An 11,892-nucleotide genomic window follows, 5' to 3' on the forward strand; every position below is an offset into this window, starting at 1 on the left:
CGAAGGGGGAGAACGACACATCGGCCGGGCGGCGCGCCGCCCGGCCGAGCGTCGAGACCATGCGCTATCAGGGAGAACGCTACATCTGGGAGCACGAGGAGCCTGACGCCGCCACGGTCGAGCGGGTCGCCCGGGCGGCCGGGGTCTCCGGGATCCTCGCCCGCGTGCTCGCTTCCCGCGGTATCGAGACCGGCGAGGCGGCCGAGGCGATGCTCGACCCGGGAAGGAACAGACTGCCTCACCCTCACCTCCTTCCGGACGCCGACCGCGCCGTCGAACGCGTGCGGCGGGCGCTCCTCGGAAGGGAACGCATCTGCGTGCACGGCCACGACGACGCCGACGGCGTCACGGCCACGACGATCGTGACGGAGGCGCTGGCGCAGCTCGGAGCCGAGGCGCTGACCTACATCCCCGACCGCCGGACCGAGGGTCACGGACTGAACCGGGCGGAGATCGACGGACTGAAGACCGAGGGCGTCAGGCTCATCGTCACGGTCGACAGCTGCGTCAGCGATGTCCGTGAGATCGAGTACGCCCGGTCGGTCGGCATCGACGTCGTCGTCACCGACCATCACGAGATCCCTCCGACGCTCCCGCCGGCGGCCGCCATCGTCAACCCGAAGCTCGAGCACGGCGCCTACCCCTACAGGTTGATGGCCGGGGCCGGCGTCGCGCTGCGCTTCGCGGAGCTTCTCACGGACGAGCTGGGCGGCACGTTTCCACCCCTGCCGGCCGGGGCGCCGTGGTACGGACCCGGATGGCTCGACGAGGCGTTCGCCGTGGCGACGATCGGTACGATCGCGGACAAGGTCCCCCTGACGGGGGACAACCGCTCGATCGTTGCGGAGGGGCTCGATGCGATGGCCGCGTCTGCGAGGCCGGCCATCCGGGCCATGCTCGATGACGCGGGGCTCGGCGGGAAGAGGATCGAGGTCGGCGACGTGCGGGAGTCGGTGGCGCCGCTCTTCGGCAGGGTCTCCGACGGTTCGGGCGGCAACCCCGCGCTCGACCTCATGCTCGAGCGGGACGGAGACAGGGCGCTCATTCTGGTCGCCCGACTCGGGGCCCGACGTGACGAGTGGCGACGGAAGGCGCAGACGGCCTGGCGGGAAGCATCGAAGGCCCTCGACTCCCCGGGCGACGAGCGGGTCGTCGTCACGGAGCTCGACGCGCCGGTCGAGGTTCTCGGCTACGTCACCTCGCGACTGGCCGACGAGATGGGTCGGCCCGCGTTCGTTCTCTCCCGCACGTCCGGGGGGTTCATGGCCGAGGCCCGCGGACCGGAGGGGTTCGACCTGGTGTCGGCGCTCCGGTCGATGGACGGGCTCTTCGAGGGGTACGGGGGGCATCCCCGCGCGGCCGGGTTCACCATCTCGGCCGACCGGGTTGAGCGCTTCCGCGAGGGGCTGGCACGGTACGTGGAGGAACACCCTCCGACCCCGACGCCGCGGCGCTTCGATGCGTACGTGGACCTCGGCGACGTCTCCCTCGAACTGGCCGGCGAGCTGGACCGCATGAAGCCGTTCGGCCACGGGCACTGGCCGGCCGCGCTCTACGCGCGAGTGGTCAGGCGCGACGACGTCGAGGCCGTGAGAGAGCGCGGCGTCCGGTTCGCAACGCCGCCGCCCGTATCGAAAGCGCCGGTCGGACTCGTCTACCGCCTCCGCGAGACCGGAGGCGTCCCGAGCCTCAGCGTGATCGACACGGTACGGACGTCGTCCGACTGATCGGGAGGCGGTGAGCACATGGCGGATCGGCCTGGAACGGGCACGCTCTATCTGGTGGCGACTCCGATAGGCAACCTCGGGGACGTGACCCGGAGAGCGCTCGACATCCTGGGCACGGTCGACTCGATCGCCTGCGAGGACACGAGGCGCACCCGGAAGCTCCTGTCACACTACGACATCGATACGAAGCTCACGGCCTACCACGACCACAACGAAGAGAGGGCCTCGCGCGGGATCGTCGAGCGTCTGCGCGAAGGGAAGGACGTCGCCCTCGTCACCGACTCGGGGACACCCCTCATTTCCGACCCGGGTTACCGCCTGGTCTCGATGGCCGTCGAGGAGGGCCTCGACGTGGTTCCCGTTCCGGGCCCGTCGGCCGTCGTCGCGGCGCTCTCCGCGGCGGGGCTTCCGCCGCATCCGTTCCTGTTCGCGGGCTTTCTCCCCAGGAAATCGGGGGCACGGAGACGCCGCATCGAAGAGCTGGGCGCCGTGCACGCCACCCTCGTTCTCTATGAGTCTCCGCACAGGATCGCCGCGGCGCTCGCCGACCTCGCCGACGTTCTGGGCGATCGGCGCGGGGCCGTCCTGAGGGAGCTCACGAAGGTCCACGAGGAGATCCTGCGCGGTACGCTCCCGGAACTGGCGGATGAGGTTTCCCGGCGTCGGCTCAAGGGAGAGATCGTCATCGTCATCGGCCCCGGCGCCTGAGCGTCCGGAGGGGGGCGGAGTGAGCGTCCTGAGCGTGGTTGTGGCCCTGGTGCTGGCCGTAACGCCGGCTGAGGAGCGGGAACTCGATCGGATCGCCACGCTGGGCTACGTGGCGGGCTCGGTTCCCGCCGTCGATACGACCGGCGTGCTGGTGCGCGAGCCGGACCGAATGGCTTCAGGCCTGACGCTCTACACGCCCTCGGCGGGTCCGGAGGCGCTCCTCATCGACTCGGAGGGCAGGACCGTTCACCGCTGGAGCCTGCGCGGCTCGTCGTACTGGGCCAGGGTCAGGATGATGGACGACGGTTCGCTCCTCGTCATCACGTGTGACCCGGCGCGGCTCATGAAGATCGACCACACCTCGGAGAGGCTCTGGCGCGCCTCGGGGACCGCCCACCACGATCTCGACGTCGACTCGGAAGGCAGGATCTACGTCCTCATGCGGGAGGCCGTGACGCGGGACGGCATCCACGACGGCGGTAACATCCTCGACGACGAGATCGCGATCCTCGACCAGTATGGCAAGGGTCTGGGGACGGTGTCGATACTTGACGCGTTCCGTGCGTCCGACAGGTACGCCTCGTGGGTCTCCGACGACGCCCTGCCCGAGGGACCGGACATCCTCCACACGAACTCGATCGAGGTCTACGAACGGGACGGTCGGAGAGAGGCTCTGGTGTCGATCAGGAGCATCGGAACGATAGCCCTCATCGACCTCGACGGGGGCGGTCTCGTCTGGGCCCTGCGTGGAGCGTGGCGGATGCAGCACGAAGCGCACTTCGTCTCGGACCGCATCCTGCTCTTCGACAACCTCGGACTCGGTGACGACCGGTCGCGGGTCATCGAGGTCGACCCCGCGAGCGGGGAGATCCTCTGGGAGTGGACCGAGCCGGGCTTCTTCTCACGGGGAGCGGGAGCGGTCCAGAGGCTCTCGAACGGCAACACGCTCATCACGGAGTCGGAGAACGGCCGGATCATCGAGATCGACCCATCCGGCTCGGTCGTCTGGGAGTATCTCAATCCGGTGACGATCGACCGGGGCCGGACGCTCACTCTGGGGATCATGCGCGCCGAGCGCATCGAGCAGAGTCCCTAGGCCGCGGCCGCCTGCTTGACACCTCTTTCGCGGCGGTGCTAGACTGCGCCGTTCGGCAGACACCTCGTCGGAAGGAACCCGGGGCTTCAGTTCCCATGGCTGTGAAGGGCATCAAGGCACGGGCCCGTTCCGTGCTCGATCCGGTGGCTCGATTCGCGGCCGACGTCGGGGTGACGCCCGCGGGGCTGACGCTGGCCGGACTGGCGTTGTCCGGTCTGGCGGGGTTCAGCATCGCCCACGGCAGGTTCCCTGTCGCGGGCGTGCTGCTCGTGCTGGCCGGTGTCTGCGACATGCTCGACGGTGCGGTAGCGCGCCTGTCGAACCGGACGAGCGACGAAGGTGCCTTCCTCGACTCGACGGTCGACAGGTATGCCGAGGCCGTGGTGCTCCTCGGGGCGCTTCACTACTACCTCTTCCGGTCCGCGACCGCCCCTGAGACCGCGACGGCGATCGCGATCTTCCTGGCGTTCTGGGGCTCTTTGCTCGTGAGCTACACGCGGGCGCGGGCCGAGGGGCTCGGGAGGAGCTGCACCGTCGGAATAGCCGAGAGACCCGAGCGTGTCGTGCTGCTGATCGTCGGGGCGCTCCTGGGTTCCGGCGTCATGCGGATCGTGTTGTGGGTCCTGGTCGTTCTCACCCACCTCACGGCGCTCCAGCGTATCCTCCATGTTCTCTATGCGGGCGGAGGGCGGCCGCGCTCCTAGCGTAGCCCCCGTGCCCGGGGAGACGGACAACTTATGTCGAAGAACAAGGTACGTGTCGCGATCATAGGCATCGGCAACTGCGCATCGTCGCTGGTCCAGGGCGTCCAGTACTACAAGGACGCTCCCGAGGACGCCTTCGTGCCCGGTCTCATGCATGTCAACCTGGGCGGCTATCACGTGGGCGACGTCGAGTTCTCGGCGGCGATCGACATCGACAGGAACAAGGTCGGTAAGGACCTCTCCGAGGCCATCTTCATCGAGCCCAACAACACCTACAGGTTCTCCGACGTTCCGAAGCTCGATGTTCCGGTCGTACGCGGCATGACCCACGACGGTCTCGGCAAGTACCTCTCCGAGATCATCGAGAAGGCGCCCGGGCCGACGGACGACATCACGGGCATTCTGAAGGAAACGAAGACGGACGTCGTCGTCAACTTCCTGCCGGTCGGCAGCGAGGAGGCGACGAAGTGGTACGTGGAGCAGATCCTCGATGCCGGATGCGGCTTCGTGAACGGCATCCCCGTCTTCATCGCGCGGGAGCGGTACTGGCAGCAGCGCTTCGAAAAGAAGGGCCTGCCCGTCATGGGAGACGACATCAAGTCTCAGGTCGGCGCGACGATCGTCCACCGGGTCCTGACGCGGCTCTTCCGCGACCGCGGCGTCAGGCTCGAGAGAACGAGCCAGCTCAACGTGGGCGGCAACACGGACTTTCTGAACATGCTCGAGCGGTCCCGGCTCGAGTCGAAGAAGATCTCGAAGACCGGCGCCGTCACCTCGCAGCTCGACTACGACATCGGCAAGGGCAACGTCCACATCGGTCCCTCGGACTACGTCGAGTGGCTCTCCGACCGGAAGTGGGCCTATGTGCGGATGGAGGGACGGACGTTCGGCGACGTGCCGCTCAACGCCGAACTCAAGCTCGAGGTCTGGGATTCGCCGAACTCGGCCGGCGTCATGATCGACGCCGTCAGGTGCATGAAGCTTGCGATGAACCACGGGCTCTCGGGCGCAATAGCGGCGCCGTCCTCGTACTTCTTCAAATCTCCTCCAGTGCAGTACACGGACGACGAAGCCCGGCACCTGACCGAGCGCTTCATCGAGGAGCACGCTCTCGACGCCGGCAGGGAGACCGACGCCGGGATCGGGTCCGACGGGGAATCCGGACCGCAGGAGGAGCTGATCAAGGAGCCGTCCGGTTCCTGAGCGTCCCGGCGGGACGCGACGGCGGACTGTCGGGCCGGGCGACGCCCGGCCCGCTCGCTGGAACGGAGCGCGCATGTCGGCGTGGAGCGGTCTCTTCATAACCTTTGAGGGCGTTGAGGGGTCCGGCAAGTCGACCCAGGCGGACGCTCTCGCTCGCTCGCTTTCGGAGTTCGGGCTCGAGGTCGTGCGCTCCAGAGAGCCCGGCGGCACGCCGCTCGGCGAGCGGATCCGCGAGATACTGCTCGACCGGTCGGTGTCCGGGATGGAGCCCAGGGCGGAGCTCATGCTCTTCCTGGCGTCCCGGGCCGAGCATGTCGAGAGGCTGGTCCTGCCGGCCCTGAGGCGCGGGGCGGTCGTGATCTCGGATCGGTACGCCGACGCGAGCGTCGCCTATCAGGGTGGTGGACGGGAACTTGGTACCGATCTCGTCGAACGGTTGAACGAAACGGCCACGGGCGGCGTCCAACCGGATGTGACCTTTCTCATCGACGTCACCCCCGAGGCGGGTCAACGACGGAAGTCGCGCGACCCGCACGCTCCCGACCGCATCGAGGAGGAGACCCTCGCGTTTCACGAGCGGGTCAGGAACGCCTACCTCGGGCTGGCGTCGCGCGAGCCCTCACGCTTCGTCATCGTGAACGGCGAGCGCGACCGCGATGAAATTGCCGACGAGATCCTGGCGCGGACGCGGGATCTCATGAAGACGCGGCGCACCGGCCGCGGGGAAGGAAGGACATGACACGGCGACTCAGACGACACGGCCTCGTCCTTGTTGCTCTCTGCGTGGGGTTCCTGCTGGGCGGTCTGACCGTCGGGACCGTCAGCGCGCGCCGGGAGCTGCTGTCGTATCTCGACCTCTTCAACGACGCGCTGGCGAAGGTCGAGGGAACGTACGTCGAGGAGGTCGATTCTCAGCAGATCATGTACGGCGCCATCCGCGGAATGCTCTCGTCCCTGGACCCGTATTCGATGTTCCTCGATGAGGAGTCGTTCGAGGAGTTTCAGGTGACGACCGAGGGCGAGTTCGGCGGACTCGGCATACAGATCACGGTGAGGGACGGCGTGCTCACGGTCGTCAGTCCGATCGAGGGAACGCCCGCCTACGACCTCGGGATCCTGTCCGGCGACCGCATCATCGCCATAGAGGAGGAGTCGACCCGCGGGATCACGGTCGACGAGGCGATCGAGAAGCTCCGCGGCGAGCCGGGGACCGACGTGGACATCACCATCAGACGCGAGGGCGTCGAGGAGCCTCTGGACTACACGGTGACGCGCGAGATCATCAGGATCGACAGCGTACCGTACGCCTTCATGATGGACGACGGCGTGGGCTACGTCCGCATTTCGCGGTTCTCGAGGACGACGGCGGAGGAACTCCGGGAGAGTCTCGGTCAGCTCCGCGACCAGGGCATGGAGCGGCTCGTGCTCGATCTCAGATCGAATCCCGGCGGGCTCCTGTCCCAGGCGGTCGACGTCACCGACGTCTTCCTGGAGACCGGAGAGCTCATCGTGAGCACGAAGGGCCGCATCAGCGAACAGAACCAGGAGTTCCACGCGCGCACCCCCGCCATGTTCGATCGAGGATTCCCGATCGTCGTGCTGATCAACGGCGGCAGCGCGAGCGCGTCCGAGATTCTCGCCGGCGCCATCCAGGACTGGGACCGCGGTCTGGTCGTCGGCACGACGAGTTTCGGCAAGGGCTCAGTGCAGACGTTGATGCGTCTGAGACCTCTCACCAAGGGCTGCGCGATGAAGATCACGACGGCCAAGTGGTACATCGCGAGCGGCCGGGCCATCGAGAAGCCCGAGCGCTGGATGGTCGAGGGTGAGGGCGAGGACGAGGAACCGGAACGCCCCGAGTACCTTACGGCCGCGGGCCGGACCGTTTACGGCGGCGGCGGCGTGACGCCCGATGTCGAGATCGAGTTCGAACGCCGGGCCGACGTGCTGGTCGACCTCGAGCGCCGGCGCGAGTTCTTCGAGTTCGCCATCGAATACACGGCGGAGCATCCGATCGAGAGCGTCGATTTCGAAGTGACCGCCCCGATGTGGGATGCATTCATCGATTTCCTCGGCGAGGACGGCTTCGAGTACGACGCGGAGGCGCTCGAGGAGCACCGCGACGAGGTCGAGCTGGCCATCAAGCGGGACATGATCCGCAAATCGTTCGGCCGCGAGGAGGCGTACGAGGCGGCCGTCAGGGGCGACGACCAGTTGTCGAGGACCGCCGAGCTGGCCGCCGAGGCCGGCACAGTGGACGACCTCTTCCGCACCGCGGCCGACCTCGCGGAGGCCGAGGTCACCGAGGAGTAGTCGTTCTCGACCGCTCTGATCCCGGAACACGCATGCGCCCGCTTCCTTGACCGGAGGAGGCGGGCGCTTCATACTCGCCTGGTCATGATGATCGAATCCGTGCAGATTGAGCCGAACGTCGTTCTCGCGCCGCTGGCCGGCTACACCGACAGTCCGATGCGCCGCATCGCGCGTTCGATGGGCGCGGGGCTCGTCTGGACCGAGATGGTCAGCGCGGAGGGCCTCGTTCGGGACAGTCGCAGGTCCATGGACCTGCTCCGCTTCGAACCGGAGGAGCGTCCGATCGCCGCGCAGCTCTTCGGCGCCCGACCCGAGGCGTTCCGCGGCGCCGCGCGTATGGTCTCTTCGCTCCGACCGGATCTCATCGACATCAACGCGGGGTGTCCCGCCAGGAAGGTCGTGAAGTCCGGCTCGGGCGCGGCGCTCATGCTCGATACGGGACGCGTGCGCGAGATCGTCGAGGCGACGGTCGAGGGCGCGGGCGACATCCCGGTCACGATCAAGACCCGGAGCGGCTGGTCGGACGACGAACCCTCCGCCGTCGAGACCGCGCTCGCAGCGGTCGCCGGGGGGGCAAGGGCGGTCGCGGTCCACCCGAGGACCAGGACGCAGGGTTTCAAGGGGCGGGCGGACTGGTCGGTCATCCGTGCGGTCAACGACGCGGTCGGGGTCCCCGTGATGGGCAGCGGCGATGTAGCGACGCCCGGGGACGCGATACGGATGCTGGACGAGACCGGCGCGGCCGCCGTGATGATCGGCCGCGCGGCCGTCGGAAACCCCTGGCTGCTCGAGCGGTCGGCGGCGGCCCTGGCCGGCGAACGGCCGCCTCCCGAGCCCGACCTCGGCGGGAGGCTCCGTGTGGCGCGCCGTCACTTCACCCTGATGCTTGAATGGAAGGGCCGGCCGAAGGGCGTTTTCGAGATGAGGAAGCACTTCGTGGCGTACCTCAGGGGTTTTCCGGGCGTCTCCGATCTCCGGAAGAGGATCGTGCTGATCGACGATCCGGACGAGGTGCTGGCGCTTCTCGACGACGCCCTTCGGAAGGTCGGCCCGGAAGCCGGAGGGAGTCCATGACTCCGCTACGAGTGAGGACCGCGCTCGTTGCCGCGGCCATCGGGCTGGCGGCGACCCTCATGCAGGGCTGCGCCGGATACTGGGAGACGAGCGGAAGCGGCGGACGTGCGACCGAGACCGTCGTGCACACGGTCGGCTCGGGAGAGAGCCTGCGTTCGATCGCCGACGACTACTACGGGGACCCCGGAGCCGCCGCGTACCTGGCCGAGGTCAACGGCGTTCCCGAGGATGTCGTCCTCGATGAGGGCTCCGTCATCGACGTGCCCGTCGACCCGGAGGATCTCGACCGCTATCGCGCACGGACCGAGGCGAAGTCCCACTACAATCGTGGCACCGCTCTCGCGGCGGCCGGCGACCTCCCGCGTTCCGAGGAGGCCTTCAGAAGGGCCCTCGAACTCGACCCCCGCTTCGTTGATGCGGCCTACAATCTGGGCGTCGTACTCCTGGAACGCGGAGAGTCGAACCGGGCGGCGGTCCTGCTCGAGCAGACGTCCGGTGTCAGGCCGGACGATGCGGAGGTGCGTTTCGCCTGGGGCAAGGCGCTCTTCGAGTGCGGCCGCCACGCCCGAGCGGCAGAGGAGTTCAGAACGGCCGTGGCGCTCGACCCGACGATGGAGGACCCCGCGTACGCGCTCGGTCTCGCGCTCCTCGCGGCCGGGAAGAGACAGGAGGGCATCGTGGCGCTCGACGGCTATCTCCGGCGCTTCCCGGACGGGCGCTGGGTGACCGAGGCGAGGCGGCGCCTGACCGAGATGGCGGCCGGACCCGCTCCGGGGGATGCTCAGTGATCCACTTCAGGGACGTCGGCTACAGCTACGTTCCCGGCGGCGACAAGGCGCTCGACGCCGTCAGCATCACCATCGAGGCCGGCGAGAGGGTGGCCGTCGCAGGGGCGAGCGGCTCCGGCAAGTCGACGCTCCTGAAGCTGATGAACGGCCTCGCGACGCCCTCGGTCGGAACCGTCCTGGTCGCCGGGGTGGACACCTCGGACGACTCCGGCGTGTGGGACGTCCGGAGGCGGGTCGGCCTCATATTCCAGAACCCCGACAACCAGCTTGTCAGCACGACCGTCGAACGGGAGCTGGCGTTCGGCCTGGAAAACCTCGGCCTGCCGCCGGAGGAGATCCGGACCCGCGTCGAGGATGTCTCCCGTGACCTCTCGATCCGCCCCCTCCTCGACAGGGCGCCGCACTCGCTCTCGGGAGGCGAGAAGCAGCGCGTCGCCATCGCGGCGGTTCTCGCCATGCGTCCCGACGTACTCGCGCTCGACGAGCCGACGTCTCTCCTGGACGGACGGGGCAGGGCCGAGGTCCTCAAGCTCGTCGGTTCCCTGAGGAGCGAGACCCTGGTTCACGTGACGCAGTTCCCCGACGAGATCGCCCTGGCCGGGCGTGTCATCGTCCTCGAGCGGGGGCGGGTCGTTTTCGACGGGGCCCCCGGCGCCCTCTTCGGCCGCCGGGATGAACTCGCACGCTGGGGACTGGCTCGTCCGAGAACGGCCGCGGTCGCTGACAGGCTTCGAAGCGCGGGATTCGACGTGCCGGGCGACGCATGGTCGCTCGATGCGCTCGTGAGGGCCCTTTCGAGGGAGGGTACCGGTGCGGGTCCTGCTTGACCGCGCGGAGGTCGTCTACTCGGGTGACGGGCGGGAGACGACGCCAGCCCTGGCGCCGACGACGCTGTCGGTGGATGCCGGCTCCTGCGTCGCCGTGGTCGGGCCGACAGGGTCCGGCAAGACGACGCTCCTCGATGTCATGTCGGGACTGAGAGCGCCGACCTCCGGAACGGCGCGGCTCGATCCCGGAGGACCCGGCCCCGAGCTCCGCAGGGGCGTCGGCCTGGTGGCGCAGTTCCCGGAGGAGCAGTTCTTCGAGGAGACGGTCTTCGACGAGGTCGCGTTCGGTCTCCGTCGCTCGGGTGTGGAGAAGGACGAAGCGGCCGCCCGTGTGGAGCGCGCGCTCCGCCGCTCCGGGCTGGACCCGGTGGCCTTCTCGGAGAGGGAACCCGCGCGTCTCAGTGCCGGAGAGGCACGCCGGGCGGCCATCGCCGGCATTCTCGTGCTGGAGAGGCCCTTCCTGCTGCTGGACGAGCCGACCGCCGGGCTCGACCCTGGCAACTGCGGAATGGTCTTCGACCTCATTCGCGCCGAGCGGGCCGCCGGGACCGGCGTCGTCTTCGTGACCCACGACCTCGGTGTGGCCCTCGAACTGGCCGAGCGCGTCATCGTGATGGTCGGGGGGCGGGTCGTCGGCGACGACGTTCCCGCCCGGGTCATGGAGGACGTGGACGGTCTGGCGTCGATCGGGCTCGAGCCGCCCATCGAGTATGCGCTGGTGGCCGCGCTCGAGAGAAGAGGGGCTCTGTCGGCGGCGGCCGTGAGACGGGTCCTTCTGGGCTGACGCCTTGCGGCGGGGCGCGCCCGAGTGGTAGATTCACGGGCGGGATGATGGAACGAAGGCCCTCGATACAGCGGGAGTAGACCATGGAGATGCGCACCAAGGCGCGCGTGATGGACGAGAATGACCTTCGACGTGCGATCGTACGTATCTCGCACGAGATCCTCGAGCGCAACGGCGGGACCGACAACCTCGCGATCATCGGCATCCAGACGCGCGGCGCGTATCTTGCAAGGCGCGTGGCGGACGCCATCGAGGAGATCGAGGGCGTGTCGGTGCCCGTCGGTGTTCTCGACATCACGCTCTACCGCGACGATCTCAAGACCGTGGCGGAACAACCGGTCGTCAACGAGAGCGACATACCCTTCGACGTTCAGGGGAAGTCGATCGTCCTCGTCGACGACGTGCTCTACACGGGACGGACCGTGCGCGCGGCGCTCGACGAGATCATCGATTTCGGGAGGCCGCGCTTCGTTCAGCTCGCGGTGATCATCGACCGCGGTCATCGTGAGCTTCCGATCCGGGCCGACTACGTCGGGAAGAACGTCCCGACATCCTCAACGGAGATCATCGGCGTGCGCATGGTCGAGAAGGACGGCGAGGACGGCGTCGTCATCCAGTCGGTCGGCCGCCGGGCCGAGTCTCCCAAGCCCGCCTGAGGACCCGACTCC

The 11,892-nt window shown here is 68.4% G+C and carries 11 protein-coding genes and 1 pseudogene; all 12 read left to right on the forward strand.

Features of this window, described 5'->3' with window-relative positions; all coding sequences use genetic code 11:
• The first annotated feature begins 59 nt into the window (after positions 1-59).
• The 12 genes and pseudogenes from GF405_05810 to pyrR all read left to right on the forward strand — a co-directional run bounded on the left by GF405_05810 (position 60) and on the right by pyrR (position 11,880).
• The gene (locus tag GF405_05810) at positions 60-1,727 is read left to right on the forward strand and encodes a hypothetical protein (GenBank protein MBD3367673.1); all 1,668 of its coding nucleotides are present in this window, start codon (positions 60-62) and stop codon (positions 1,725-1,727) included.
• Between the two features lie 18 nt (positions 1,728-1,745).
• Positions 1,746-2,445, forward strand: a pseudogene (gene rsmI / locus GF405_05815) (16S rRNA (cytidine(1402)-2'-O)-methyltransferase).
• Between the two features lie 159 nt (positions 2,446-2,604).
• Complete coding sequence (locus GF405_05820; protein ID MBD3367674.1) at positions 2,605-3,531, forward strand: PQQ-binding-like beta-propeller repeat protein; 927 nt, start codon at positions 2,605-2,607, stop codon at positions 3,529-3,531.
• A 95-nt stretch (positions 3,532-3,626) separates the two neighbouring features.
• Positions 3,627-4,235, forward strand: coding sequence for a CDP-alcohol phosphatidyltransferase family protein (locus GF405_05825; protein MBD3367675.1), 609 nt, complete (start codon positions 3,627-3,629; stop codon positions 4,233-4,235).
• A gap of 33 nt (positions 4,236-4,268) precedes the next feature.
• A complete protein-coding gene (locus GF405_05830) occupies positions 4,269-5,438 on the forward strand; it encodes an inositol-3-phosphate synthase (GenBank protein MBD3367676.1) in 1,170 nt (389 codons plus the stop codon).
• Positions 5,439-5,511: 73 nt separating this feature from the next.
• Entirely contained in the window at positions 5,512-6,177 is a 666-nt protein-coding gene (locus tag GF405_05835) for a dTMP kinase (GenBank protein ID MBD3367677.1), read from the forward strand.
• Positions 6,174-7,751, forward strand: a complete 1,578-nt coding sequence (locus GF405_05840; GenBank protein MBD3367678.1) for a PDZ domain-containing protein — start codon at positions 6,174-6,176, stop codon at positions 7,749-7,751. The genes GF405_05835 and GF405_05840 overlap by 4 nt, the downstream gene beginning before the upstream one ends.
• Before the next feature lie 84 nt (positions 7,752-7,835).
• Positions 7,836-8,825 carry a tRNA dihydrouridine synthase DusB gene (dusB, locus tag GF405_05845; GenBank protein ID MBD3367679.1) on the forward strand — a complete coding sequence of 330 codons (990 nt, stop codon included), beginning with the start codon at positions 7,836-7,838 and terminating at the stop codon, positions 8,823-8,825.
• Positions 8,822-9,613, forward strand: coding sequence for a tetratricopeptide repeat protein (locus GF405_05850; GenBank protein ID MBD3367680.1), 792 nt, complete (start codon positions 8,822-8,824; stop codon positions 9,611-9,613). The genes dusB and GF405_05850 overlap by 4 nt, the downstream gene beginning before the upstream one ends.
• On the forward strand, positions 9,610-10,440 hold the full coding sequence (locus GF405_05855) for an ATP-binding cassette domain-containing protein (protein MBD3367681.1): 831 nt from the start codon (positions 9,610-9,612) through the stop codon (positions 10,438-10,440). Before GF405_05850 ends, GF405_05855 begins: the two co-directional genes overlap by 4 nt.
• Positions 10,424-11,224 (forward strand): ATP-binding cassette domain-containing protein, encoded by an 801-nt coding sequence (locus GF405_05860; GenBank protein MBD3367682.1) that lies wholly within the window; start codon positions 10,424-10,426, stop codon positions 11,222-11,224. The genes GF405_05855 and GF405_05860 overlap by 17 nt, the downstream gene beginning before the upstream one ends.
• Positions 11,225-11,313: 89 nt before the next feature.
• The gene (gene pyrR, locus GF405_05865; protein MBD3367683.1) at positions 11,314-11,880 is read left to right on the forward strand and encodes a bifunctional pyr operon transcriptional regulator/uracil phosphoribosyltransferase PyrR; all 567 of its coding nucleotides are present in this window, start codon (positions 11,314-11,316) and stop codon (positions 11,878-11,880) included.
• Positions 11,881-11,892: the final 12 nt, after the last annotated feature.

It is taken from the genome of Candidatus Effluviviaceae Genus V sp. (genome assembly GCA_014728125.1).
In the GTDB taxonomy this organism is placed as follows: domain Bacteria; phylum Joyebacterota; class Joyebacteria; order Joyebacterales; family Joyebacteraceae; genus WJMD01.

What these genes read in the sequence shown, in the direction of transcription:
- GF405_05820 (MBD3367674.1), top strand. Translation starts at nt 2,605, where the DNA reads ATGGCTTCAGGCCTGACGCTCTACACGCCCTCGGCGGGTCCGGAGGCG.
- dusB (MBD3367679.1), top strand. Translation starts at nt 7,836, where the DNA reads ATGATGATCGAATCCGTGCAGATTGAGCCGAACGTCGTTCTCGCGCCG.
- GF405_05830 (MBD3367676.1), top strand. Translation starts at nt 4,269, where the DNA reads ATGTCGAAGAACAAGGTACGTGTCGCGATCATAGGCATCGGCAACTGC.
- GF405_05825 (MBD3367675.1), top strand. Translation starts at nt 3,627, where the DNA reads ATGGCTGTGAAGGGCATCAAGGCACGGGCCCGTTCCGTGCTCGATCCG.
- pyrR (MBD3367683.1), top strand. Translation starts at nt 11,314, where the DNA reads ATGCGCACCAAGGCGCGCGTGATGGACGAGAATGACCTTCGACGTGCG.
- GF405_05840 (MBD3367678.1), top strand. Translation starts at nt 6,174, where the DNA reads ATGACACGGCGACTCAGACGACACGGCCTCGTCCTTGTTGCTCTCTGC.
- GF405_05835 (MBD3367677.1), top strand. Translation starts at nt 5,512, where the DNA reads ATGTCGGCGTGGAGCGGTCTCTTCATAACCTTTGAGGGCGTTGAGGGG.
- GF405_05810 (MBD3367673.1), top strand. Translation starts at nt 60, where the DNA reads ATGCGCTATCAGGGAGAACGCTACATCTGGGAGCACGAGGAGCCTGAC.
- GF405_05850 (MBD3367680.1), top strand. Translation starts at nt 8,822, where the DNA reads ATGACTCCGCTACGAGTGAGGACCGCGCTCGTTGCCGCGGCCATCGGG.